Genomic DNA, 24,252 nt, shown 5'->3' with positions numbered 1-24,252 from the left:
TACTAGCTGACCTCGCGGGTAAAACGGTGGCGCTCGCGCCGGCCCGGCTCGCGGAACTGCCACGACATGAAACAATGCGAAGCGCTGGCAGGCGACTGGCAGCAGGTCGAAACTTATTCGCTATTTGACCCGTGAGCCGCCGCAGCCGCTATCTTGGACGGTGGCTGTTTCGTTCTCCATGCGTCCACGCGACCGATCGCGTTTTGGCGGAGCGCATCGTAGAAAAAGCCGTAATCGTTGAGGTGATAGCTGCCGAACACGAGGCTCAATTTGTCGATGAAGCCCGATGGCGCGGACCATGGCACGTCGACCTCAAGCAGGCTGTCGCGACATGCGGCGCCCGTCAGGTTGCGGACCAGCGGCGGAAGCGGCTTGGCGGCGCCTCCGAATGGTGCCTCCGGAAAGGGCAGACTGCCGGTATTGGCGCTTGCCGGGGCTGCGACCTGCCGTCGCCAGGTCAGCGGGTTCACGCACACCGCATTGGGCGCCCCGTTGGTGACGAGCTTCCCCCGCCACCAATAGTTTTTGCCGTCGACGATCATCCGCGCGCCGCTCCGCCCGACCTGACTGGTATTGTAAGAGATGACGCAGCCGGTTTGTCTGGCATCGTCACATACCGGCAACCCCAATTCACCAAGTGTATCGGGAACATAGCCACCGATCAGATATGCAGCGACCAGATGCTCCTTGAGCGGCTTATCGAGGATTTCCTCCTGCAACAGCCGGATCGCGTGCGCGGTGCCCTGGCTGTGCGAGGCGATGATGAGCGGGCGGCCGTTATTCAGATGGGTGATGTAATAACGGAAGGCGCTGACGATATCGCCATAAGCGACATCCATCGCCGCCGGCACCTTCAGCGCGGCCAGCGTCGCCTGACGATAATGCGGCGCATAGAGGCGGCAACACCCGTTGAACACGCTCACCTGATCGAGCAGCACCGGGGGATTGAGCGGGGCTGCTTCGTCCGATGCGTCATAGGGCGCGATCCATACGGAGCTGCCGCGAAAGGTGGTCGGGTGCACGAAAAACACGTCCGCCGGCGCATGGTCTTCGGCGACAGGCGCCACGCCCGGCGGCGTTGAGCGTTCGAGGCCATTGCGCCCCGGAAAGGCGAGCCACGCCTTTGCCTGCGCGTAGTCGGGCGCTGGCGGAACCTGCCTTGCATCGAAAGGCGATGCCGGCCCGCGCAGACGCGCCAGCGTAATCCACCCGTCGAATGCGGTGAACACGCCGAGAAGGACGACGAGGATCACGCCCAGACCGATGAGAATACGACGGAGCCACCGCCGCTTCCTGCGCGGTGCGGCGAACGGGGCGGCGGTCACAGCCGGTTCGCCCTGGCATGCGCGGCCAGGGCGAACGCGCTGGGCTTCAGCGTTCGCTTGAATGTCGTGCGATCGACGGCGACCAGCCCGAACTGCTTCGCATAGCCGGACGTCCACTCGAAATTATCGAGCAGCGACCAATAGAGATAGCCATGCACCTCGATCCCCTCGGCGATGCATTTGGCGACCTCGGCGATCGTCGCGTCGATGAATTTTGCGCGGATTGCATCATCCGTCGCCGCGATGCCGGTCTCGGTCAGGTAGATCGGACGGCCGATATGCTTGGCGGCGTAGCGGATCGTCGCCCCGATCGCGTGCGGATAATTCTCGTAGCCCATGTCGGTGAGCGCGACCCCCGGCTCGGGCGGCATCAGCCCCTTGGCGTCGATACGCAAGCGGGAGTAAGTCTGGACCCCAACGAAATCAGCCGTGCGTGCGGCCTCGATCCAGCCGCCATACATCGTCTGTTCGGCCTGCGTGGCGTGATTGCCGGGCCCCACGCCCTGAATCTCCTGCATCGACAGCGTGACGCCGACCGGGAAATCGCCCGGCCCCGCCTTGATCGCTGCATACCCCTTGGCATGGGCATCGAGCATGACTGCGCTGATCCTGTCAGGATCGCCGAACAGCATCGACGAGAATTGCGGTGACGCGGTGCGGCGCGCCGCTGCCGCGATCATCGCGCGTGCATTTGCTGCTGCGGCATCGCTCGCGAAACGCGGCAGAACCTTGCGCAGCAGAACGATATTGGCTTCGTTGAAGGTCGATGCCATGCCGATCAGATGCCCCAACCGCTCGGTCGCGCGGGCGCAGAAGCGGGCGAACAGATCGGCCCCGTCCGCCACCTCGAACCCGCCGCGCATCGCAAACCACAATGGCACCGTGAAGTGATTGTAGGTGACGATCGGCATCAGCTTGCGCGCGTGGCATGCCTCGAGCACGCGGACATAGTGATCGAGCGCCGCTTCCGAAAACATGCCTGAAGCCGGCTCGATCCGCGCCCATTCGATGCCGAAGCGATAGCAGTTCAGCCCGAGCCGGGCGGCAATGTCGAGATCTTCCTCATAACGATGATAGCTGTCGCAGGCATCGCCCGAAGGATCCAGAAACGCGGTCGGGCTGTTCGTTTCGAGATACCAGCTATCCGAATTGGTGTTCCCTCCCTCGCTTTGATGCGCCGAAATCGCCGCGCCCCACAAGAACCCCTTGGGCGCATATTTGCGCGGTGCCGAAGCGGCCACGGCCGGCGTCGCGGCGCTCAGCCCCAGCAAAGCCGCCGCGCCGGCAACCGCTTCCCGCCGTGTCGGCTTGTCGATCATGTTCCGCCCCCTTGCCGCGATAAGATTCAGGGCTTCGGCATCGCCGCCCATCTCTTCGACGAATCCGCCATCGTCTCGGCCTTCGCGCGCTCCTGAACGGGTTGCAGCCGCGCCGTATGTGTCGTGGCGCCAACCGCGAGATAGGTGGTCGGCTGCGTCGTCACTGCCGGCCAGTTCGGCGCGCCGGCGCCGTTAGGATTGCCGGTGCGGGCGAAGCGCACCCAATAATCACCCATCATCTTTGACACTTTGGCGTCCTGCGCATCCCAACGATGCTCGACGGGCTTGTTGCCGAAGACATATTCCAGCTCGCCGCCATGATCTGTCCCGGCCGCATCCGCGCGCTGATCGACCGGCACCTGATCGAAATAATAAGCATAGGTCGGCGCTCCGGCCGCAGCATGCTTGTCCGCTATCGCATAGGACGGCAGCACGAAGCCGACATCCTCCGCAAGATCGATCGCCGCCGTCGCGCTCGGTTTGCCGGTAAAGGCGATATAGCCGGCCAAAAGATCGGGAAACGCATCACCCAGCAAGCCCCTGGCGGCGGCTTCGGTCATCCCGCCAAGGCTGGATTCATTCGAATTCGCGCCGATCATCAGCGGAATGCGCATCTGCTTGCCTTGATAGAAGGAATCGCCGGGACTGCGCACCACGACCGTGCCGTCGATGAACGGAAAGGCGCGACCGTTCTTGACGACGTCGGCCAGCGGGATTGCGCGAAGCTGTTCGACCGTTGCATCCTTGAGACCGAGGCTGGTGGTCCAAAGCTCACCCAACTTCTCCGCGTTGAGCGGCCCACCCCGGATCGGGAAAAGCGCACTCCCCCCTGCCCCTGATTCCGAAATCGCCTTTTGGAACAGCCCTGCCGATGCGGGGGAGCCCATCAGGATCTGGACGGTGCCGGCCCCGGCGGATTCGCCGAACACCGTGACATTCGAGGGATCGCCGCCAAAACCGGCGATGTTGCGCTTCACCCATTGCAGCGCCGCGACCTGATCCATGATCCCGTAATTGCCGAGCAGACCGTGCGGATCTTCACGGGTCAGCGCGGGGTGAGCGAAGAAGCCAAGCCGGCCGAGGCGATAATTGACCGTGACGATCACGACATCGCGCTTCGCCAGCGCCGCGCCATCGTAAAGCGGCACCCCGGCCGCGCCATAAGTGAAGCCGCCGCCGTGCAGGAACACCATGACGGGATATTTCCCCGCGCGCTTCGGCTGCCACACGTTGAGGAACAGGCAATCCTCGCTCATCGGGCCAACCTGTGCCCATGGCTCCTTATGCTCCGGTCCTTGCGGGCAGGCTGCGCCAAAGCTGCGAGTTTCGCGGACGCCGTTCCAATGCGGCGCGGGCTGCGGCGCCTTCCAGCGCAGGGGCCCGACAGGCGCCGAAGCATAAGGGATGCCACGAAAAACGGCCAAATCGCCTTCGAACGTGCCCGATACGGTGCCGCTATCGGTATCGACCCGAGCCGCCGATGACTGAGCCATTGCGGCGGCGGGGGCAGTCAGCGCGACCGAGGTCGCGAGCAGCAGGCGCAGAAACATCAGGTCCATCTCCCTTGGCGCGGCTCATCGAGCAGCGCTCGCGATCCGTCTGCGCCCAGTAACATTTTAATTCATGTGTTAGTCAATATATGATTCGTGCGGATCATCTGCTGGGCCACCGCGTGTCGGCGCTCCACCGCGCGCGCATCGTTCTCCCGAATCACGTCGCGCGATTCGGGGTCCAGCAATCAGGGCATGCCGGGCTTGGGGAGACGGGCGAGCCTTCTGTCTCGCCCGGATACCTTACATCTTCATCGTCATGATCGCGGCCGCGGTCTCGATCGCGTTCCAGAGGTTCTGGATGCGGACATTCTCGTCCTCGGCATGTTGATTATTGTCGTAATTCGCCGAGCCGACGGAAATCAGCGGAACACCGAAATTCTGCTCGATCATGAATAGTGGCAGGCTGCCCCCAGATGTCGGGAGGGCCACCGCCGGTTGACCGTCCAGCGCGCCCAGCGCGTAAACGATCGCCTGACCGATCGGCGCGTCCATCGGCGTGCGCACCGCGTTATAGCCGCCATCGCGACGGTTGACGCGCACGATGGCGGGGTAGCGCGCGCGCTCCTCGTCGGTCGGTTCCGCGTCGGTCACATGGAAGCCCTGAGCGGCGATATGCGCGATAACTTTGTTCACCTGGCGCAGGTCGTCGGCGCCCTTGGCCAGCCGCATGTCGATCGTCGCGGAGGCAGTGGCGGGGATTACATTGCGGGCGTTCGCGCCGACATCGGCACTCATCAGCCCGTCGACATTGAGCGACGTGCGCATCAGGCTGTCGAGCAGCGCATCGCCTCCTTCTGACGCGGCGATGCCCAGATCCTTCATCACCGCCTTGTCCGAATCCGGCGCGGCGGCGATCGCCGCTCGTTCCGCCGCGCCGACCGGCGCGTCGTCATCGTAAAAGCCCTTTACCAGCACATGCCCTTTGTCGTCCTTCATCGACGCGAGCAGGCGGGAGAGCATCATCGCCGGATTGGGAGACCAATTGCCGTAATGGCCGCTGTGCAGCGGACGGCGCGCGCCATAGACGGTCAGGTCCACGCCGGTCACGCCGCGCACGCCGAACACCACCTGGCGCCGCCCGGATTGATGAACCGGCCCGTCGAAGATCACCCAGCCATCTGACGCGAGCAGCGCCTTGTTGCGCGCGAGGATATCGCCAAGATGCGGTGATCCGGCCTCTTCCTCGCCCTCGAACACGATCTTGACGTTCATCGCGGGCAGCCGCTTGTCCGCCTTCAGCGCATCGACCGCGGTGAGCAGCGCGATCACCCCGAGTTTATCATCGGAGGTGGAGCGCGCGTAGAGCCGCCATTCGGGATCGATCTTCTCTCCCGCGGCGGGCATCGGCAGGACGGTGCCGCCCGCTTCCATGGAACGCGTGCGCAGCGTCGGCTGCCACGGCGGGGACGCGGTCCATTTCGCGGGCACGGTCGGCTGCCCGTCATAGTGGGCGTAGAGCACGATCGTCTTCTTCGCGCCCGGCACCTTCCATTCGCCATAAACGACCGGCGGCACCTTGGGATCGGCGCCCTCCAAAAGGCGGGGCGCGAGGCCCCGCTTCGCCATCATCTCCATCAGCGCCTGTGCGTTGCGACGGATATTGGGAGTGTCCGACGCCACGTTGGGGATCGCGAGGAGATCGACGAACTCGCCAAGAATCTTGTGCTCGTTCGCGACGCGGTAATCACGCACTCCGGCAAAAGCCGGCATCGCCATGGTGGACGCCATCAACACGCCCAAGGCCACAAACCGCATCGCTATCCCCCGATTATTTGAATTGCCCGGACCCTAATTGGAAATGTCGCGGTTGGGCAACAAGCTTGCGCGCATCTCAGCAGGAGGGATTCGGGCGCGAACTGATGCTGGTTACCGCCCCCGTTTGAGCGGAGCGGCAGGGTTGGGCATGCCGTCTTTCGCCTATTAGCCCCCGCACAGAGGGGTCACGAATCTCGGCGGATCGAGCGGATCGGCGAGCGGCAACATGCGTGCGCCGCTTTGGCTATCGTTGTCCGTTCGGTGAGACGGCGGGCGCAGCGACTTCGGCCGCGCCCGCGCCTGTCGTCAGCGCGTGAGCTTCTTGTACGCCAGCCGCGTCGGGCGGTCGGCGGCATCGCCCATGCGGCGGCGCTTGTCTTCTTCGTAGCTTTCGAAATTGCCCTCGAACCATTCGACGTGGCTGTCGCCCTCGAACGCGAGGATGTGGGTGCAGAGGCGATCGAGGAAGAAGCGATCGTGGCTGATCACCACGGCGCAGCCCGCGAAGCTCTCCAGCGCCTCTTCAAGCGCGCGCAGCGTCTCGACGTCGAGGTCGTTGGTCGGTTCGTCGAGCAGCAGGACGTTGCCGCCCTCCTTCAGCATCTTCGCCATATGGACGCGGTTGCGCTCACCGCCGGAAAGCTGGCCGACCTTCTTCTGCTGATCCGGTCCACGGAAGTTGAACGCGCCAACATAGGCGCGCGTGCCCAGCTCCTGCTTGCCGAAGCGGAAGATATCGAGGCCGTCCGAAATCTCCTCCCACACGTTCTTATTAGGATCGAGATCGTCGCGGCTCTGATCGACATAGCCGAGTTTCACGGTCTGGCCGACGTCGATCGTGCCGCCGTCGGGCTGCTCCTGCCCGGTGATGAGCTTGAACAGCGTCGATTTGCCCGCGCCGTTCGGCCCGATCACGCCGACGATGCCGCCCGGCGGGAGCATGAAATCGAGGTTCTCGAACAGCAATTTGTCGCCGTAAGCCTTGGTCAGCCCCTTGGCTTCGATCACCTTGCCGCCGAGCCGTTCGGGGATCTGGATCAGGATCTGCGCCTTGCCGACGGCGCGGTTTTCCTGCGCAGCCATCAGCTCGTCGAACGCGCGGATACGCGCCTTTGACTTGGTCTGCCGGGCCTTGGGGGTCTGGCGCATCCAGGCGAGTTCGTCGGCGATCGCCTTCTGCTTGCCGGCCTCCTCGCGCTCCTCCTGCTCCAGCCGCTTGGCCTTCTTCTCCAGATAGCCCGAATAATTCGATTCGTAGGTGTAATAACGCCCGCGATCGAGCTCGAGCACCCAGTTCACGACATTGTCGAGGAAGTAGCGATCGTGGGTGACGAGGATGACGTTGCCGGTATATTCCTTCAGGAAATTCTCCAGCCAGCCCACGCTTTCTGCGTCGAGGTGGTTGGTCGGCTCGTCGAGCAGCAGGATATCCGGCTTCTCAAGCAGCAGCTTGCACAACGCCACGCGGCGACGCTCGCCGCCGGACAAATTGGTCACCGGATTGTCGGAGGGCGGGCAGCGCAATGCCTCCATCGCCTGTTCGAGCTGGCTGTCGAGGCTCCAGCCGTCGGCGGCGTCGATCTTCGCCTGAAGATCGCCCATTTCCTCCATCAGCGCGTCGAAATCGGTGTCGTCCTTCGGATCGCCCATTTCGGCCGAGATGGCGTTGAACCGCTCGATCATGCCGACAACCGGGCCGGCGCCCATGCGGACGTTCTCGATCACCGTCTTGGTGGGATCGAGCTGCGGCTCCTGCGGCAGATAGCCGACGCGGATTCCGTCGGCCGCCCAGGCTTCGCCGCTGAACTCGGTATCGATCCCGCCCATGATCTTCATGAGCGTCGATTTGCCCGCGCCGTTCGGCCCGATGATCGCGATTTTCGCGCCGGGAATGAACTGCAGATGGATATTGTTGAGTACCGGCTTGTTGGCGCCGGGGAAGGTCTTGGTCAGACCCTTCATGACATAGGTATATTGCACGGCCATGGCGGTTCGGTCGCTCCGTCGATCAGGTCTTGTCTGCTGGATTTGAGCGCCATGTAAGCGCGCGCGCGCCCGTTGGCAATTCGGCCGCGCCGCGATCAGCGGGTGCGGTCGATCTCACACCCCACGGCGGCATCTGGATACACATCCGGCTTCATCGAACGGACCCGCACCCGCCGCACGCGCGGATCATCGAAGCACAGCGCCGCGACCGCCTCCACCAGCGTTTCCTGCAACGCGAAGCCGCGCTTCTCCGTCAGCGCGCGAATGCCCTCACGCACGAAATCGTAGTCGAGCACCTCGCCGATCTCGTCGCAGTGCGGCGGCGCGGGATAATCGACCGTCATCTCCACTGTCAGGAAAACCCGCTGCGGCACCGCTTCATGGGGATGGATGCCGAGTTGCATCTGCAGTTCTAGCCCATCCAGGATCGTCGTATATTCAGCCATCACGCCCTTCGAACATCACGTCACCATCGCGTTTCAGGAATCGCTGCCCGCAATCGACGAACAAATTCTGGCCGGTGACGCTGGGCGCGTCGAGCAGATAGACGATCGCGCGCGCCACTTCCGCCGCCCCCACCGGACGCTTGAGCAGGTTGGCGCGGGCGACACGATCGAACTCCGCCGCGCTTTGATCGCCGCTCGGCAAGGTCAGCCCCGGCGATACGGCGTTAACCCGCACGTGCGGTGCCAGTGCCTGCGCCATCATCTCGGTAGCCCCCGCCAACGCATATTTGGTGAGGCTGTAAGAGAAGAAATCCGGATTCGGGTTGGCCAGCTTCTGATCGAGCAGATTGACCACCGCCCCATCCTCCAGCCCCGGCTGCGCCGCAAGCGCCTGTGCGAGCAGCGCGGGCGCGATGCAATTGATCGCATGGAGACGGAGCGCCAACGCCGAATCGACCTTCTCCGGCCGATCGAACTCGAACGCCGAGGCGCTGTTCACCAGCCCGTCGATCACGCCGCCCGCCGCATTCACCGCACGGGCGAACAGCGCAGGCACGTCCGCCAGATCAGCCAGATCGCCCGAAACGGTCACCGCGCCCGTCTCGCTCGCCAGCGCTTCCGCATCAGCACACGATGTCCCGAAATGGATCACCGGCCGGTGACCCGCCGCCGCGACGGCGCGGACGATCGCCGCGCCCAGTCGCCGCGCACCGCCGGTGACCAGGACGGTGCGCCCCATCAGCCGCCCTGCCCCATCAGCGCCAGCACCTCCTTGCGGCTGCGCTCGTCATCGCGGAACACGCCCATCATTCGGCTCGTCACCATCGTCACGCCGGGGGTACGCACGCCGCGCGCGGTCATACAGGCGTGGCTGGCCTCGATCACGACGGCGACGCCCTGCGGCTTCAGCCCGTTCCAGATGCAATCGGCGACCTCCGCCGTCAGCCGCTCCTGCACTTGCAAGCGCCGCGCGAAGGCGTGGAGCACGCGCGCCAGCTTCGAAATGCCGACGACATGATTCTTGGGCAGATAGGCGATGTGCGCCTTGCCGATGATCGGCGCCATGTGATGTTCGCAATGCGATTGGAACGGAATGTCCTTCAACAGGACGATTTCGTCATAACCTCCGACCTCTTCGAACACTTTCGCCAGATGATGCGCGGGGTCGTCCGCATAGCCGGCGCAATATTCGCGCCATGCCCGCGCGACGCGATGCGGCGTATCGAGCAGCCCCTCGCGCATGGGATCATCACCGGCCCAGCGGAGCAGCGTGCGCACAGCTTCCGCTACGGCATCAGGCACTTCGATCTTGCCGTCCGGCCCCCGCCGATCGTTAGGGGTATAATCATTCACGTCCTTCTCCCCGAGCCATCATACCGCATTTGCGAAAAATACATGACAACGCCTCCGCAATTAAGTTCTTCAATGCAACTGTTTCCTTTCCATCACAGTCATAAAATCTCCGTCACGGCCAAGTCGTGATTTCGTTTGACTGTGCAATTTCCCGAGGGTTAGTCTCCATACCGCACCATCAAACCCGCGAAACCGGCAATAGACCGGCGCGGACCGTAGGAGGGGGATGCATATGACTAAATCCACGTTGCTCGCCGCGTCTGCTTTGACGTTGGCGTTTGCCGCTCCGGCCTGGGCCCAGGAAGCCCAAACAGGAACCGGCACGATGCCGCAGGACATCGTCGTCACCGCGCAGCGGCAATCGCAAACACTGCAACAGGTGCCGATCGCAGTCTCCGCCTTCACGGCCGAAGCGCTGCAGAAGCAACAGATCGACAACGCGTCCGATCTGCAGCTCACCCTGCCGAACATCACCTTCTCCAAAGGCAACTTTACCGGATCGAGCTTTACGATCCGCGGCATCGGCGATCTTTGCGTCGGCATTTCGTGCGACGCGGCGACCGCGATTCACCTGAACGGCTCCCCGCTGCTCGCCACCCGCATCTTCGAGACCGAATATTTCGATCTAGAGCGTGTCGAGGTGCTGCGCGGTCCGCAGGGCACCCTGTTCGGTCGCAACGCCACCTCGGGCGTGATCAACTTCATCACCGCAAAACCCCGCACCGATAAGTTCGCCGCTTCCGGCGATGCTGAATATGGCAATTACAACTCCGTTCGGGCCAAGGGGATGATCAACGTCCCGCTCGGCGACACGCTCGCCGTGCGCCTCGCCGGCTTCTATCTCAACCGCGATGGCTATACGACCAACGTATATAATGGCCAGAAGCTTGACGGTCGCGACATGTGGTCGGTGCGCGGCTCTATCCGCTGGGAGCCTTCGATCGATACGACCGTCGACCTGGTCGGCAGCTATTTCAGCGAAAAAGACAATCGTCTGCGCATTCAGAAGCAGCTCTGCCAGACCGATCCGACCGGTGTGCTCGGCTGCCTCAACAACCGGCTGGATGCAGGTCGAACAAATACCAATTCCACCTTTACCGGCACGCTCGGAAGCGCCCAGTTCCTCAGCTTCAACGGGATTCCGGCACCGACGGCGTTCGGCCTGAACTCGATCTATGGCGCGGACAGCTATTCCGGCAACCCGATCCTGACCGATCCTCGTCAGGTTTATACTGCTTATACGCCGACCTATTCCACCGACGAATTGCAACTGCAGGGACGCATTGAGCACAATTTCGGATCGATCAAGGCTCAGCTGACCGGTTTTTACCATACCACTTACGTCAATTCCTCGCAGGACTATAACCTCGGCGTTCAGAACCGTGCGCTGATCCAGCCCGCATTGAACACGCTGGCCGCCGCGGCCGCAGGTGGTATTCCGGGTCTTCCGGCAAGCTATTTCAGTCCGATCGCTTCGGCTTTGATCCCCAATGGTCCGGCCGGCCCGGTCTGCACGTCGTTGGCGGAAACAACCGGCCTCGGCGCCTATGGCGGCTACAAAACCTGCTCAAACGTCCCGCTCGCGTTCGACCGCTCGACGCAGAAGACGCGCGACTGGTCGGCGGAGGCGATCATCTCGTCTAACTTCGACGGGAAGTTCAACTTCCTGCTGGGCGGCATCTATGTCGACGGCAAGGTCACCAACGGCGATTACTATGTCAACGCGTTCGCTATCGACTATATCGCCGGATTGCTGGGCAGCTTTACGTCACTCGGAAATGGCTTGCCCCCCGCATATTTGGCGACCCCGTTCTTCCGCAACGCCACTGCCGAATTCGGCCTTAAGTCGTACGGGATATTCGGTGAAACTTACTACAATTTCACCGACAGGCTGAAACTGACCTTGGGTTTGCGCTACAACAACGACAAGAAAAATGTTGTCTCTCGTTCAACATTGGCAAGCTTTCTGACGCCCTATACGCAAACCGGGAGCGCATTTAATTCGCCATATTTCGCCGGCTATGATGTCGATCCGGTTACGCCTGGAATTCAACCGTTCGCCATCCGCAATAAAACTTTCGATCGCATGACCGGTCGGGCGGTGCTGAACTATGAGATCGACAAGAGCCACATGCTCTATGCGTCATATTCGCGCGGCTACAAATCGGGTGGCTTTAACCCGCCGGTGCAGGTCCCTGGCCTGACGGTGCCCGACTCCTTCGCCCCGGAACAGATCGACGCATTCGAGATCGGTTCGAAGAATACATTCGACGGCGGCAGATTCACGCTGAACCTCACTGGGTTCTACTATAAATACAAAGGCCTGCAGCTCAGCCGGATCGTGGCACGCACCTCGATCAACGACAATGTCGACGCCGACATCTATGGCGTCGAAGCGGAAGCCTTCTTCCGGCCCGCACCCGATTGGTCAATCAACATGGGAGGAAGCTACCTCCACACCAAGGTGACCTCCAGCAAGCTGTTCGTGAACCAGCGCGATCCGGGCGGCGGCCGTGCCGACGCCGTGATCATCAAGGATATCACCAACGGCTCGAACTGCGCCATCATCCCGACAGTTGCGGGGAATGCGGCCGCCAGCAACGGCTTCCTTGCCGCCGCAAACACCTATATCAACGGGAACACCTTCTCCGGTGGCGTGCCGACGCCGCGCACTGGGGCAAATCCGAATACCGCCCCACTGCAAACCAGCACATTCGCATTCCCGGCAGACGGGAACATCAAGTCGACTGGCGCATTCAGCGTCTGCTCGGTTCTATCTGCTCTCTCCGCGACGCCGGGCAGCGGCGTCCAAGTTCTAACGGACGGCGTTGCGCAAAGCATCAAGGGCAATGAACTGCCACAGGCGCCGGTGGTGAAATTCTCCGCCGGCATCGAGAAGACGTTCAACTTCTCGAACGGGATGAATATCGTCCCGCGCTTTGATGTCACCTACACCGGCGAAAGCTACGCCAACATCTTCAACGGCCGGGTCAACCGTATTCAGGGCTATGAAGTGGCCAATGCGCAAATTCAGCTCAATGGCGCGAATGACCGCTGGTATCTCCGTGGGTTCATCCAGAACATCTTCAACAATAGCGCTACCACTGGCGAATATTTGACGGATCAATCGTCCGGCCTGTTCACCAATATCTTCACGCTTGAGCCACGTCGCTATGGCGTGGCGGCTGGGTTCAAGTTCTGAACCATGTCGATCCCGACCCGCTGATGCGGGTCGGGATTTTCATTCCCTCCGCCGCCTCAGGCATCCGGCGGGGCGACGTTTCATCGCACAGGCGCAACGAAAGCCCCTTTTTCCGTCACGCTAAGGCGTGACAATGACGAAAAGGCGGCGCACAAGCGGGTGGCGCTCCAGACGGCGTGATTTCCGATAGAGGCTGGTCAACCGGCGCAACAGGAAGGAATATAATGGCTACGACTACCAAGAGCGGCGGCATCCACGCCCCCGTCCAACCCTCGGCGGAGTTGGGCGCGATCGTCGGCAACGACAAGCTGCCCCGCAGCCAGGTAATCAGCAAGGTGTGGGACTATATCAAGTCGCACAACCTGCAGAATCCGGAAAACAAGCGCGAAATCCTCGCAGACGAAAAGCTGAAAAAGGTCTTCGGCCGGGACAAGTGCACGATGTTCGAGATGAACAAGTACATCTCCCAGCACGTCAAGGCCTAACAACTCTACGCCGGCGCCGGTCGACCCGATCGGCGCCGTTTTTCTGCCACTTATCGCTCAGGCAACGGGGTGGACTTTACTCCGGATAGGCCTGTACGCCCGGAATGTCGTGCGTGCTCCGCGAGCTCAAATACATGGGCACTGCGGGCCAATGTTTCGCGGTGGCGGAAAAGCTGGCGTCCCCGAGAGGATTCGAACCTCCGACCTGCGGTTTAGGAAACCGTCGCTCTATCCTGCTGAGCTACGGGGACTTGCCGTTTCCGGCCCTATAGGTTGCTCCGGGCGCGGTCAATTGACCGGATCGGGCCGATGATTCATCGCCGATCCGGCCGACCGGCCACGCCCGAACGATCGAAGAATAAAGTTCGATCCGCCGACAAATCGCCCGTCGCAGCCCAGTTTTCAGATCAGTTCAGCGTATCTGGCGGACGCGTCGGGAATGGCAGCGGCGCGACGGGAACCCCTTCATCGACCAGCGCTTTCGCTTCTGCCGGGGTAGCCTGACCGTGAATCGGGGCATGTTCGCGCTCCCCCAGATACATCGACCGCGCCTCCTCCGCGAACCGATTCCCCACCCAGCGCGAACCTTCCAATGCCTTGGCTTGCGCCGCCGCAAGCGTTTCCAGCGCTTGCTTCACTTGTTCAGGTGCGGGCGCCGCAGCGCGATCCCCCTTCGGCGAAACGCGCGGCGCCATCACCGCTTTGGAGATATCGTTGGCCCCACATATCGGGCAGGCGATCAGCCCACGACGCTGCTGATCCTCAAACGCCTCCGACGAGGCAAACCACACTTCGAAGACATGTTCGGACGGGCAACGCAGATCGAAAACGATCACGGCATCACCTCGACGGGCGGGATCGCACGGCGATGGTCGATCACCGGAACGCGCGCGCGCACCGCGTCCACCACAGCCGGATCGAGCTCGGCAAAACCAACGCCGGGCGCGTCCTGCATATCGAGCAACACGTCGCCCCACGGATCCACCACCAGCGAATGCCCGTAGGTTTGGCGGCCATCCTCATGCGTTCCGGTCTGTGCCGCGGCGATCACGAATGCGGCGGATTCGATCGCGCGTGCGCGCATCAGCACATGCCAATGCGCCGCGCCGGTTGGGCGCGTGAACGCCGCCGGGATGCTGAGCATCGTCGCGCCCGCATCGCTCAGGGCCGCATAAAGGCCGGCGAAGCGCAAATCATAACAGATGCTCAATCCCATCCGGCCGAGCGGGGTATCCACCACCACCGCGGAGGAGCCGGGGGCATAAGCCGCTGACTCGCGCCAGCGTTCCCCCGTAGGCAGATCAACGTCGAACAGATGGAGCTTGTCGTAACGCGCCCGTATCCGGCCCGTCGCGTCGATCACAAAACTGCGGTTGGCGAAGCGCCCATCCGCCCCGCGCAGCGCGAGCGAACCGAGCTCAACCCAGATGCCAGTCTCGGCCGCTGCCGCACGAACCGCGCCGAGCACGCGATCCTCCCCTTCATCCACGATCGACACAGCGGCCCGCGCCCGATCGCGATCGAGCAGGCCGGACATTTCGGGAGTGAATAGCATCGCCGCGCCGCCGCGCGCGGCGACATGGACGGCCTCGACCAGTTCAGCGGCATTACGTGCTGGATCGATACCCGTCGTCGTCTGGGCAAGCGCGATCTTCACGACGCGAGCAGCGGGTCCAGCTTCCCGTTCGCCTCAAGCGCGGCGAGATCGTCCGATCCGCCGACATGTTGCCCGCCAATGAAAATCTGCGGAACGGTGGTGCCGCCATTCGCGCGCTCGATCATCTCCGCGCGCTTCGGGCCGCCGAGCGTGATGTCATATTCGACCGTTTCGACGCCCTTGTCCGCGAGCAACCGCTTCGCGCGCACGCAATAGGGACAAAAAGCCTTGGTGTAGATTTCGACGTTCGCCATGCCTTGTGAATTGTGGTCCATCGCCATGCTTGTCAATGCGGCCCCACGTCTTCCAGCACACGCGCCCAGCATAAAATTGTGACCGAGGCCGCGCCCGCCGCAAGTAAGGTCGCGGTCGCGGCGTTCGCGGTGGCTCCGCTAGTATGCACATCGTCGACCAACATCACCGCGCGTCCGGCGACGTGAGGCTCACGCCCCGGCACCACCCGGAACGCGCCGCGCAGGGCCGCCTGACGCCCGCGTGCGCCGAGCCCGCGCAACACCGGCGTCGCCCGGATTCTCTCCAGCGTGCGGTGATCTTGCGGAAGCGCCGTGAGACCAGCGAGCGCGTTCACGATCAGCCCGGCCTGATTGTAACCACGCCGCCACATCCGCCAGCGATGCAGCGGCACCGGCACCAGCAATTCGGCCTCCGTCGGCATCAATCGCGCCATTTGCCGTGCAATCGTTTCCGCATAAGCAGCGCGACCGCCATATTTGAGCTTTAGCGCCAGAATCCGCGCGACATCGCCATAAGCGACCGCCGCCCGCACGCCGCGATGCCGCGGGGGATTCGCGATACAGCCCGCACATTGCGCGCCATCGCCTCGCGCGAATTCGAACGGGGCATTGCAGGCCGCGCACCACGGCGGCCCGATAAAGCGAAGGTCTCCCCAGCATGCGGCGCAGAACCGGTGATCCGCCGCCGTCACCGCGCCGCATCCGGGGCAACGCGGCGGCAGCGCCAATGCCAACATTCGACGCATCGCCTCGCGCATCTCGTCCCCTTCCCCCTCCGCCCTTGTCCCGCCGATCGAGCGAGGGCACAAGCCGCCGATCGCGTACTTTTCGCGCGACCGCCTGACAGGACAGTTTTCGCCCATGCGCCCGCCTGAAATCTTCGATCGCACCGCTCGCCGGCTGCGCCGCGATCGCATTGCCGGATCTTATGCCGAGCATGATTTCCTGCGGGCCGCGATGATCGAGGGGTTGGCCGATCGACTGGCGAGCGTGAAGCGCGAATTTCGCGACGTACTCGATCTCGGCAGCTTCGAGGGAGACTTTACGCTGCCCGGCGCGCGCATCACGCGGCTCGATGCCGGCGGGCGCTTCGCGGCAATAGGCGGCGGGGTGCAGGCGGATGAGGATCGGCTGCCGTTTGCGGACGGTTCGTTCGACCTGATCGTATCGGCTGGCGTGCTCGATACGGTCAACGATCTACCGGGCGCACTGACGCTGGCGCGGCGCGCGCTGCGGCCGGATGGGCTGTTTCTTGCCGCGCTGGCCGGCGCCGGCAGCCTCCCCACGCTACGCGCGGTGTTACGCGAGGCTGAGGGCGATCGCCCGGCGCCGCGCCTGCATCCGCAAATCGACGTGCGCGCGGCCGGAGACTTATTGGTGCGCGCCGGCTTCGCGCTGCCAGTGGCGGACGTGGAGATGCTTGACGTGCGTTACGGCAGCTTCGGGCGATTGCTTGACGATCTGCGCGGGATGGGTGCCGGCAATCTGCTCACCGAGCGCCGGGCGATGCGACGCGACGTCCTCGCCCGCGCAGCCGGCGCCTTTGCGGCGAAAGCCGATCCGGACGGCCGAACGACCGAGCATTTCGCGATCCTCTATCTCACGGCCTGGGCGCCCTCCCCGGATCAACCCGTGCCGGCGCGGCGCGGCAGCGCGACGGCCTCACTCGCGGCGGCGATCGGGAAGAAAAACTAAGCCCTGTCGCCCAGCGCTTGGCCGGCGGCGGAGCCGCTGGCCCACGCCCATTGGAAATTGTAGCCGCCCAGCCAGCCCGTCACGTCCACCGCCTCGCCGATGAAGTGCAGGCCCGGCACGGCGCGCGCCTCCAGCGTCTGCGAGGATAGCGCTGCGGTGCTCACGCCACCGGCGGTCACCTCGGCCTTGGCATATCCTTCGGTCCCGTTGGGCGCGAAGCGCCATGCGGAAAGCGACTGCTCAGCGGCCGCGAGCTTCGCATCGGCGAGATTGGCCAACTCGCCGGCTAACCCAATCCGATCCGATAACGCCACCGCCAGCCGTTCGGGCAATGCCTTGCCGAGCGTTCGAACGAGCGTAGCGCGCGGGGTCGTCCGCTTGGCCTCTCTCAGCCACCCCGCTACGCGATCCGGCAGGAAGTCGATGGCGACAGGCTCGCCGTGCCGCCAATAAGACGAGGCCTGAAGGATCGCCGGGCCCGAAAGGCCGCGATGAGTGAATAGCGCGGCTTCGCGGAACGCCGCCTTGCCCGCAGTGGCGACCACCTCCGCCGACACACCCGACAATGTGCGGAACAATTGCTCGTCATTGCCGAGAGTGAGCGGCACCAGCGCCGGTCGCGGCTCGACCACCTTGAGGCGAAATTGCCGCGCGAGATCATAAGCGAAGCCAGTCGCCCCCATCTTGGGGATCGATGGCCCGCCCGTCGCCACGACCAGCGCGGGCGCCTGAGCCGCCCGCCCGCCCCACGTCACCCGGAAGTGTGCATCCGCGTGATCGACCGCCTTGACCGGCTGGCCCAGCGCCAGTTCCACCGCGCCACGATCGCATTCGTCGAGCAGCATCTCCACGATCTGCCGCGCCGAGCCATCGCAGAACAATTGCCCTAGCGTCTTTTCATGCCACGCGATGCGATGGCGCTCGACCAGTTCGAGGAAATCGGCCGGCCGGTAACGCGCGAGCGCCGAGCGCGCGAAATGCGGATTGGCCGATAGGAAGCGGTCGGGCGTTGTGCCGATATTGGTGAAATTACACCGACCGCCCCCGGAGATCAGGATTTTTTTGCCCGGACGGTCAGCGTGATCGATCAGCAGAACGCGCTGGCCACGCTGGCCAGCAACCGCTGCACACATCAGCCCGGCTGCCCCGGCGCCGAGCACGATCGCATCATAATCCTTGATAGACATTCCCTTCGATCAGCGCAGCTTGGCGATCGAAAGCCCGTCGAATTTGGCGCGATCCTTAACCGATTCCTCGCTGCGCGTCAGCGCTTTGGCGATCGCCTTTAGCGCCATGCCCTTCTTGGCGAGCGTATGGAGCTTCTGGATTTCATCGGGGCGCCACGGTTGGCGATGTCGTTCGAAGCGTTCGGCCATGACGCTCTTTAGCGGCTGATCGCCGCCGCGGCTATCACTGGATCGATGGCATGCACGAGCCGACGAGCCGCCTCACTCATATCGCCGGATCAGCGCTCGTCGCAAAATGCGATCCTCCAGCGAATAATAAAGGGCGATCCGGTCGCCCTCGATCACGGTCGATGCGGCGAAAGCGATGTCGGTCGAGTCACGATGGGTCGGTGGCGGAGGCACCAGCATCGGCTGGATTCCGCGCCCCGTCACCCGCGTGAAATCTGGATCGAAGCTCACCCAGCCGATCCTCCAGCGGGCATCATGCGTCGCACCGTTGTAGAACATCACCGGATCACGCCCCGGAAGCTGGACGACGGGGCCGGTCGAGAGATGCCAATTATCCCAGCTATCCTCGCGGATCGTGAACGGATCCGCCAGCACGGTCCATGGCCCTTCCGGCGAGGCGGAGGTCGCAAGGCCGATGCGAGAAGCCTCGTTGGCGGCATATTCATAGAACAGGCGCCAATCGCCGCTCGGCGTCTGCGCCAGCGTCGCCTCCTTGATATTCCCCTCCCCCGGCGGGGCCTTCAGCACGAGTTTGGCTTTGCTGAGGCTATCGAGCGTCGGGCCGGTCGCGAGGATCATCGAACCCTGCTTCCGCGCGGCATCGACGCCGGTATAATAGACCAGATAGCGATCGTGCAGCGGGACGACGGTGGGATCCTCGCACCCGCCGAGGTCATCCGGGCCGGGGCCCGGCGTGATCGCCAGCTTGTCGTCCATCGCGAAGCTGAGCCCGTCGCCGCCACGGCCGCTGATGACGATGCCTGTCGGGTCCGTCGGCGCGAGTGGCCATCGCAACGCGCGGACCATGATCCGATATTCGCCCTTCTCCTGCCAGACGAAGGGGCTCATCAGATCATATCCCTCGCGACATGGCCCCCCGGACAAGGTGACATGATCGAGCTGCTCGACCGAATAGGTCGCCATCTCAGGCCCCCTGCGCCACGACGAGTGAAAGCGCACCGTCGATCGTAACCGTCGTGCCGGTAATGTAATCGGCGGCGGCTGAGAGCAGGAAGCACACCAATGCCGCGACTTCATCCGGCCGCCCGACGCGGCCCCAGGGTATCGCCGCTTCCTTTGCCTTCAACTCGGCCGGGTCATCGATCGCGGACTGGTTCATCGGGGTGAGGATCATGCCCGGCGCGATGCCGTTGACCGCGATTTGCTTGGGCGCCAGTTCGAGCGCGAGCGTGGCGGTCAATTGAGCAAGACCGCCCTTGGCGGAATCGTAATCGACCCCACCCGGCCGCGGCGCCTTTTCGTGGATCGACGATATGTTGACGATCCTTCCTTTCATCCCCTTCGCCTCGAGCCCGCGGACGAACCGCCGGCAGGTCAGGAACGGACCATAAAGATCGGAGCGGATCACGCGATCAAACTGCGCCAATTCCATATCGACCAGATCGACGCCCGACATATTGAGCCCCGCCGAGTTCACCAGCAGGCTGACGGGTCCGAAGGCCCGCTCGGCGGCGGCGAAAAGCTGCTCGACCTGCGTTTCGTCACCCACGTTCGTTTGCACCGCGACGGCTCTGGTCGCGTCACCGATCGATGCGCGGATGGCGTTTGCGGCAGCCTCATCCTTGAAATAGGTCAGAACGACGCGTGCCCCTGCCGCACCCAGCGCCCTGGCGCACGCCGCGCCGATACCCGATTCGCCACCCGTAACGATGGCCACCCGATTATCGAACATCACTTCTCCAACGGGTTACCATCGTCGTCGTAACGATCCTCCCCCGTCCCCGTTCCGCGATCGATGGAGAGTCGATCGCGCGAGCGCGTTCCGTTTGGCGATATGATCAGTGTTGAATATATAATTCTATATCAATATATCCATGTCCCAAGATGCGCTCGCGAACCGGCGGGATGCGGTCACGGAGATGGCCGGATAAATCAGGGGAGAGATAATGGACGGACAATTCCGCCCGAAAAACTGGTTCGATGCTCGCCAGAAACCGCATCGCGCCGAACCTTGCGCGGGCCTCAACTGATGGCGGCGCCCGATGCCGATCTGGCCACGCTCAATGCCCGCCCCGTGCCCACATGGTATGAGGATGCGAAGTTCGGGATTTTCATCCACTGGGGCGCGTTCGCCATTCCCGGCTTCGCGCCGCGCCTCGGCTCGATCGGCGAAATCTTCGCCAAGGACTATGATCGCGCGGTCGCCATGGCGCCCTATACCGAATGGTATTGGAACGCGATCAAGGTGCCCGGAACGCCTTCGGCTGAGTTCCACACCGCCAATTACGGCGACGCGCCATATACGGATTTCAAACAACCGTTCGAAGACGGGCTGAAAAACTGGGACCCCCGCCGCCTGGGCAGAGGCCTTCCGCGATGCCGGCGCGCGCTATGTCGTGCTGGTCACCAAACACCATGACGGCCTGTGCCTCTGGCCGAGCGATATCGCCAACCGCCACGAGAGGAACTGGACCACCAGACGCGACATCGTCCGCGAATTGGCCGACGCGGTGCGCGCCGCCGGCCTGCGCTTCGGGGTCTATTATTCGGGCGGTATCGATTGGACCTTCAACCGTCGCCCGATGCGCACGCTTGGAGACTTCCTAGCCTCCACGCCCGGCGGCGATTATCCCGCTTATGCCATGGCGCAAGTCCGTGAGTTGATCGAGCGATACGAGCCTTCGGTGCTTTGGAACGACATTTCCTGGCCGACGCGCGCCGGACCATTGTATCAATTATTCGCCGATTATTATCGCGCGGTGCCGGATGGCGTGGTCAACGATCGCTGGGTTGCGACGAGCTTTCAGCGCGATTTGCTCAAGATCCCGCTCGTGCGACGCTATGTTGACTACAAGATCAAAGGCGCGATGAACCGAGCCGACGCGGGACAGTCCAAGGGAATCATTCCGCCGCCGGTGCCGCACAGCGACTTCCGCACCCCCGAATATGCGGCTTTCAGTGAAATCCAGGCGAAGAAGTGGGAATCGACCCACGGAATGAGCCATTCCTTCGGCTTCAACCGGCATGACACCGACGCCGATTATGCCAGCGCCGAAACGCTGATCCACGATTTCGTCGACGCGGTATCGCGCAACGGGAATCTGTTGCTGAACGTGGGTCCGCGCGCCGTCGACGCATCGATACCCGACGAGCAACTGAGCCGCCTCAAGCGCTTCGGCGCATGGCTGCGGGCGAATGGCGAGGCGATTTACGGCACCCGGCCGTGGACACGATCGGATGGCCAAACCGACTGCGGCCGCGCCGTTCGCTTCACCGCTTCACCCGGCCGCCTGAACCTGATCTTCAAGGGGCCAATTTCGTCACTTCAACTGACGGTGAAGGATTTGCCGATCGCGGGCACTGCCCGTCGCCTCGACGATGGCAGCCCGGTAACGTTGCAAGCACGAGGGCCGGATTTGCAGCTCACCTTCGCCAGCGCCTGTTCAGATCCGATCGGTACGGCGGTTGCCGTCGAGATATCCGGGGAGCAGCCGGGGCCGTAAGAGCTGGTAACGGCCGGCGCCGCCGACGGCGGCATGCGCAGGAAACGCTTGTCAGGAGCGCGGGTATATGACCAACGTGCAATCACGCATCGCGGTCGCCAGTCGGGCAAAACCGCGCCTCCTCCGACATGTCAGGATTTTCATTGGCCAGCTCCGCACCGCCAGCAAGCGGCGCACACGTGCCCTTTGCGCGCCCGGTTGATCCAGTGAACCATCGCATGGGGGCGCCGCTATGAAGCCGATCGAGCTTATCGACGCGGCGGAGATTCCCGGCGGTGGTCAGTTGCGGCTGCTACGCTGTGGCACCGATTTCGCGATTCAGTTCGGCGAGGACGAACTGATGGGCAGCACCGCTTTCGATACCGAGGAAGCGCTCGCCACACTCGCCATCAGCCGATTGGGCAGCCAGCGCGATCGCATCCTGATCGGTGGGCTGGGAATGGGTTTCACGCTGAGAGCCGCTTTGTCGTCGGTGCAGGAACACACGTCGATCGTTGTCGCCGAACTTGTGCCAGGCGTCGTGACATGGGCGCGCGGCCCGCTGGCTCATCTTTTCGGCGATTGCCTTGCCGATCCACGGGTTTCGATCGCAATTTGCGATGTCCATGATTTCATCGCGGACTCGCCACTCGGTTTCGATGCAATCATGCTCGATGTCGATAACGGTCCCGACGGCTTCATTCGAGACGCGAACGATCGCCTTTATTGCGACTGGGGCCTCCGCTCCACTTTCGCCGCCTTGCGGCCGGGCGGGGTGCTGGCGATATGGTCTGCCTATGACGACCCGGCCTTTGTCGGGCGGCTGAACAAAGCCGGGTTCACAGTGGAAGAGGCAAGGATCGACGACGTCTGGAGCCGCGTCAGCAAACATTACACAATCTGGCTCGCATCCAAGCCGATGATCGGGAGCGGATCGTAAACGCACAGATCTTGTGCGCTCGTCGCGTTGACAACGGCAATACCGGGCCCACTGTGGTGGGGCACACTGCCCTCTCCTCCTTGCTGCTCAAGAACATTCGGTCGGGCATTTGTCAGCCGCACTGCGTCCCCATAAGGACGATCGCGGCGATGGAAGGACGTGCTCCGTGATTCTCGAACAAGCTCGCGCAACATTGACAACGATTTTCGCGCCGCTTTCCATTGATCGCTTTTTCGACGACATGATGGGGAAATCCCTTTTTGAATTGTCGGGTGAGCCAGATCATTCGCGGCGATACCTGTTAGGGGCAGACCCCGCACAGACCGTCCTGAAAGCGTTTGCCACGCATGGCGATCAACTCGCCTGCCACGCGGAAGCGCCGACCGGTCCAGCGCCGCGCGCGCTGCCCGTTGATAGTGAGGAGGGCTTTCGAGCCTCGATCAGGGCATTCCATGAGCGCGGCTACACCGTGCGGATTCCCGATGTCACCGCGCTCTCGCCGACGCTCAATCAATTTACCCGTGCGCTGGAATTCATGCTCCATCAGCCGGTCAAGGCCTCCCTGTTCTGGAGCGCCAATGAGGCGCGGGCTCCCGTCCACTACGACGATAACGACAATATCATCATCCAGTTGGCTGGCCGAAAGCGGTGGCACATCTCGTCTGATCCCAGCGATCTGCACAACCCGTGGCGCGACGTAGCGGAGGTGCAGCCGTCGCTCGGCAATCATCGTACACTTGATTTGAACCCGGGAGATTTCCTGTATGTGCCGCGCGGGACGCCGCACACCGTGTATTCGCAGTCGGAATCTCTGCATCTTTCGATCATTTTCACGCCCGTAACGCTGCGCGATGTCGTCATCGCAGCGCTGGACCATATGTCCGACCAGAATCTTCTCCTGCGCAAAGGCGCTCTCGGAAGGGTCGACGCGAGCGCCGACAAGGCATCTCTTTCACGAGACATCGGCGACGCGCTGGAGCGTCTACTTAAGGCGACCCGCTCGTCCGATTTCATCGACTCGGCGTTGCAGCGTCGCTCATCACGCACGATCGGGAGCATGGCGAAGTTGACCGGGGGATCGCCGGCGAGCGCGCTTTCCCCGACTTCGATCGTGCAGCATAATCCGCTGGCCATGTGCTACATGCTAGCGACACCGGCGATGATCGATTTCTGTTATCCGGGCGGCCACATCAACATCCATCGCGGAGTCGAAGCAGCGCTGCGTTTCATCAGTGTCACGCCGTCATTCCGGGTCGCGGATTTGCCAGGTGAGATGCCTGATGAAATTCGCGTCGCACTCGTCGAACGCCTGATGATCAGCGGCTTTCTCGAATATCCGTCGAGCAGATCAATCTAAGCTGAAGCGCACGAGGGGATTCTTGCGCGCCCCGATTTGCGCAGGAACGACCCGCCTGCCTCCATCC

At 63.0% G+C, this 24,252-nt stretch carries 23 protein-coding genes and 1 tRNA gene; 7 read left to right on the top strand and 17 right to left on the bottom strand.

Annotated elements, in window-relative coordinates; all coding sequences use genetic code 11:
• Positions 1 to 113: 113 nt before the first annotated feature.
• From P0Y64_13960 to folE, 8 genes are all read right to left on the bottom strand, one after another.
• Positions 114 to 1,325 carry a DUF3089 domain-containing protein gene (locus P0Y64_13960; GenBank protein ID WEK42486.1) on the bottom strand — a complete coding sequence of 404 codons (1,212 nt, stop codon included), beginning with the start codon at positions 1,323 to 1,325 and terminating at the stop codon, positions 114 to 116.
• A complete protein-coding gene (locus P0Y64_13955; protein WEK42485.1) occupies positions 1,322 to 2,644 on the bottom strand; it encodes a family 1 glycosylhydrolase in 1,323 nt (440 codons plus the stop codon). The genes P0Y64_13960 and P0Y64_13955 overlap by 4 nt, the downstream gene beginning before the upstream one ends.
• Positions 2,645 to 2,670: 26 nt before the next feature.
• Entirely contained in the window at positions 2,671 to 4,194 is a 1,524-nt protein-coding gene (locus P0Y64_13950; GenBank protein ID WEK42484.1) for a carboxylesterase family protein, read from the bottom strand.
• A gap of 243 nt (positions 4,195 to 4,437) precedes the next feature.
• Positions 4,438 to 5,952, bottom strand: coding sequence for a M20/M25/M40 family metallo-hydrolase (locus P0Y64_13945; protein ID WEK42483.1), 1,515 nt, complete (start codon positions 5,950 to 5,952; stop codon positions 4,438 to 4,440).
• A gap of 306 nt (positions 5,953 to 6,258) precedes the next feature.
• Positions 6,259 to 7,938, bottom strand: a complete 1,680-nt coding sequence (gene ettA, locus P0Y64_13940; protein ID WEK42482.1) for an energy-dependent translational throttle protein EttA — start codon at positions 7,936 to 7,938, stop codon at positions 6,259 to 6,261.
• Between the two features lie 95 nt (positions 7,939 to 8,033).
• Positions 8,034 to 8,384, bottom strand: coding sequence for a dihydroneopterin aldolase (locus P0Y64_13935; protein WEK42481.1), 351 nt, complete (start codon positions 8,382 to 8,384; stop codon positions 8,034 to 8,036).
• Entirely contained in the window at positions 8,377 to 9,123 is a 747-nt protein-coding gene (locus P0Y64_13930; protein WEK42480.1) for an SDR family oxidoreductase, read from the bottom strand. The genes P0Y64_13935 and P0Y64_13930 overlap by 8 nt, the downstream gene beginning before the upstream one ends.
• The gene (folE, locus tag P0Y64_13925) at positions 9,123 to 9,737 is read right to left on the bottom strand and encodes a GTP cyclohydrolase I FolE (protein WEK42479.1); all 615 of its coding nucleotides are present in this window, start codon (positions 9,735 to 9,737) and stop codon (positions 9,123 to 9,125) included. The genes P0Y64_13930 and folE overlap by 1 nt, the downstream gene beginning before the upstream one ends.
• 232 nt (positions 9,738 to 9,969) lie before the next feature.
• On the opposite strand from folE, the gene P0Y64_13920 reads away from it, so the two are divergent.
• Positions 9,970 to 12,939 (top strand): TonB-dependent receptor, encoded by a 2,970-nt coding sequence (locus tag P0Y64_13920; protein ID WEK42478.1) that lies wholly within the window; start codon positions 9,970 to 9,972, stop codon positions 12,937 to 12,939.
• A gap of 224 nt (positions 12,940 to 13,163) precedes the next feature.
• Positions 13,164 to 13,424 carry an SWIB/MDM2 domain-containing protein gene (locus P0Y64_13915; GenBank protein WEK42477.1) on the top strand — a complete coding sequence of 87 codons (261 nt, stop codon included), beginning with the start codon at positions 13,164 to 13,166 and terminating at the stop codon, positions 13,422 to 13,424.
• A 174-nt stretch (positions 13,425 to 13,598) separates the two neighbouring features.
• Here P0Y64_13915 and P0Y64_13910 read toward each other — a convergent pair.
• From P0Y64_13910 to P0Y64_13890, 5 genes are all read right to left on the bottom strand, one after another.
• Positions 13,599 to 13,675 (bottom strand) — tRNA-Arg (locus P0Y64_13910).
• Between the two features lie 156 nt (positions 13,676 to 13,831).
• Positions 13,832 to 14,260: a DUF1178 family protein gene (locus P0Y64_13905; protein ID WEK42476.1), complete on the bottom strand. Its 429-nt coding sequence runs from the start codon at positions 14,258 to 14,260 to the stop codon at positions 13,832 to 13,834.
• Positions 14,257 to 15,081 (bottom strand): carbon-nitrogen hydrolase family protein, encoded by an 825-nt coding sequence (locus tag P0Y64_13900; protein ID WEK42475.1) that lies wholly within the window; start codon positions 15,079 to 15,081, stop codon positions 14,257 to 14,259. Before P0Y64_13900 ends, P0Y64_13905 begins: the two co-directional genes overlap by 4 nt.
• A complete protein-coding gene (gene grxC / locus P0Y64_13895; protein WEK45054.1) occupies positions 15,078 to 15,335 on the bottom strand; it encodes a glutaredoxin 3 in 258 nt (85 codons plus the stop codon). Before grxC ends, P0Y64_13900 begins: the two co-directional genes overlap by 4 nt.
• Positions 15,336 to 15,367: 32 nt before the next feature.
• Positions 15,368 to 16,093, bottom strand: coding sequence for a ComF family protein (locus P0Y64_13890; protein ID WEK42474.1), 726 nt, complete (start codon positions 16,091 to 16,093; stop codon positions 15,368 to 15,370).
• Between the two features lie 103 nt (positions 16,094 to 16,196).
• On the opposite strand from P0Y64_13890, the gene P0Y64_13885 reads away from it, so the two are divergent.
• Complete coding sequence (locus tag P0Y64_13885; protein WEK42473.1) at positions 16,197 to 17,030, top strand: methyltransferase domain-containing protein; 834 nt, start codon at positions 16,197 to 16,199, stop codon at positions 17,028 to 17,030.
• Here P0Y64_13885 and P0Y64_13880 read toward each other — a convergent pair.
• The 4 genes from P0Y64_13880 to P0Y64_13865 form a co-directional block, all read right to left on the bottom strand.
• Complete coding sequence (locus P0Y64_13880) at positions 17,027 to 18,217, bottom strand: NAD(P)/FAD-dependent oxidoreductase (protein ID WEK42472.1); 1,191 nt, start codon at positions 18,215 to 18,217, stop codon at positions 17,027 to 17,029. The genes P0Y64_13885 and P0Y64_13880 overlap by 4 nt on opposite strands.
• Before the next feature lie 9 nt (positions 18,218 to 18,226).
• On the bottom strand, positions 18,227 to 18,406 hold the full coding sequence (locus tag P0Y64_13875) for a hypothetical protein (GenBank protein WEK42471.1): 180 nt from the start codon (positions 18,404 to 18,406) through the stop codon (positions 18,227 to 18,229).
• Between the two features lie 72 nt (positions 18,407 to 18,478).
• Positions 18,479 to 19,369: a glycosidase gene (locus tag P0Y64_13870; GenBank protein ID WEK42470.1), complete on the bottom strand. Its 891-nt coding sequence runs from the start codon at positions 19,367 to 19,369 to the stop codon at positions 18,479 to 18,481.
• A 1-nt stretch (position 19,370) separates the two neighbouring features.
• A complete protein-coding gene (locus P0Y64_13865; GenBank protein ID WEK42469.1) occupies positions 19,371 to 20,138 on the bottom strand; it encodes an SDR family oxidoreductase in 768 nt (255 codons plus the stop codon).
• Positions 20,139 to 20,435: 297 nt separating this feature from the next.
• Between P0Y64_13865 and P0Y64_13860 the strand changes: the two genes are divergently transcribed.
• The 4 genes from P0Y64_13860 to P0Y64_13845 all read left to right on the top strand — a co-directional run bounded on the left by P0Y64_13860 (position 20,436) and on the right by P0Y64_13845 (position 24,185).
• Positions 20,436 to 20,825: an alpha-L-fucosidase gene (locus tag P0Y64_13860; protein WEK42468.1), complete on the top strand. Its 390-nt coding sequence runs from the start codon at positions 20,436 to 20,438 to the stop codon at positions 20,823 to 20,825.
• Complete coding sequence (locus tag P0Y64_13855; GenBank protein WEK42467.1) at positions 20,803 to 21,909, top strand: alpha-L-fucosidase; 1,107 nt, start codon at positions 20,803 to 20,805, stop codon at positions 21,907 to 21,909. The genes P0Y64_13860 and P0Y64_13855 overlap by 23 nt, the downstream gene beginning before the upstream one ends.
• Positions 21,910 to 22,141: 232 nt before the next feature.
• Positions 22,142 to 22,828: a spermidine synthase gene (locus P0Y64_13850; GenBank protein ID WEK42466.1), complete on the top strand. Its 687-nt coding sequence runs from the start codon at positions 22,142 to 22,144 to the stop codon at positions 22,826 to 22,828.
• A gap of 166 nt (positions 22,829 to 22,994) precedes the next feature.
• A complete protein-coding gene (locus P0Y64_13845; GenBank protein WEK42465.1) occupies positions 22,995 to 24,185 on the top strand; it encodes a cupin domain-containing protein in 1,191 nt (396 codons plus the stop codon).
• Positions 24,186 to 24,252: the final 67 nt, after the last annotated feature.

The sequence above is a fragment of the Candidatus Sphingomonas colombiensis genome, from assembly GCA_029202845.1.
Taxonomy (GTDB): Bacteria; Pseudomonadota; Alphaproteobacteria; order Sphingomonadales; family Sphingomonadaceae; genus Sphingomonas; species Sphingomonas colombiensis.
This window is presented reverse-complemented; position numbering and strand designations above follow the sequence as displayed.

Coding starts and splice junctions, on each gene's coding strand:
- P0Y64_13955 (WEK42485.1), bottom strand. CDS start 2,644: ATGATCGACAAGCCGACACGGCGGGAAGCGGTTGCCGGCGCGGCGGCT.
- P0Y64_13950 (WEK42484.1), bottom strand. CDS start 4,194: ATGTTTCTGCGCCTGCTGCTCGCGACCTCGGTCGCGCTGACTGCCCCC.
- P0Y64_13885 (WEK42473.1), top strand. CDS start 16,197: ATGCGCCCGCCTGAAATCTTCGATCGCACCGCTCGCCGGCTGCGCCGC.
- P0Y64_13915 (WEK42477.1), top strand. CDS start 13,164: ATGGCTACGACTACCAAGAGCGGCGGCATCCACGCCCCCGTCCAACCC.
- P0Y64_13920 (WEK42478.1), top strand. CDS start 9,970: ATGACTAAATCCACGTTGCTCGCCGCGTCTGCTTTGACGTTGGCGTTT.
- P0Y64_13890 (WEK42474.1), bottom strand. CDS start 16,093: ATGCGCGAGGCGATGCGTCGAATGTTGGCATTGGCGCTGCCGCCGCGT.
- P0Y64_13930 (WEK42480.1), bottom strand. CDS start 9,123: ATGGGGCGCACCGTCCTGGTCACCGGCGGTGCGCGGCGACTGGGCGCG.
- P0Y64_13870 (WEK42470.1), bottom strand. CDS start 19,369: ATGGCGACCTATTCGGTCGAGCAGCTCGATCATGTCACCTTGTCCGGG.
- ettA (WEK42482.1), bottom strand. CDS start 7,938: ATGGCCGTGCAATATACCTATGTCATGAAGGGTCTGACCAAGACCTTC.
- P0Y64_13880 (WEK42472.1), bottom strand. CDS start 18,217: ATGTCTATCAAGGATTATGATGCGATCGTGCTCGGCGCCGGGGCAGCC.
- P0Y64_13945 (WEK42483.1), bottom strand. CDS start 5,952: ATGCGGTTTGTGGCCTTGGGCGTGTTGATGGCGTCCACCATGGCGATG.
- P0Y64_13865 (WEK42469.1), bottom strand. CDS start 20,138: ATGTTCGATAATCGGGTGGCCATCGTTACGGGTGGCGAATCGGGTATC.
- grxC (WEK45054.1), bottom strand. CDS start 15,335: ATGGCGAACGTCGAAATCTACACCAAGGCTTTTTGTCCCTATTGCGTG.
- P0Y64_13850 (WEK42466.1), top strand. CDS start 22,142: ATGAAGCCGATCGAGCTTATCGACGCGGCGGAGATTCCCGGCGGTGGT.
- P0Y64_13875 (WEK42471.1), bottom strand. CDS start 18,406: ATGGCCGAACGCTTCGAACGACATCGCCAACCGTGGCGCCCCGATGAA.
- P0Y64_13860 (WEK42468.1), top strand. CDS start 20,436: ATGGCGGCGCCCGATGCCGATCTGGCCACGCTCAATGCCCGCCCCGTG.
- P0Y64_13935 (WEK42481.1), bottom strand. CDS start 8,384: ATGGCTGAATATACGACGATCCTGGATGGGCTAGAACTGCAGATGCAA.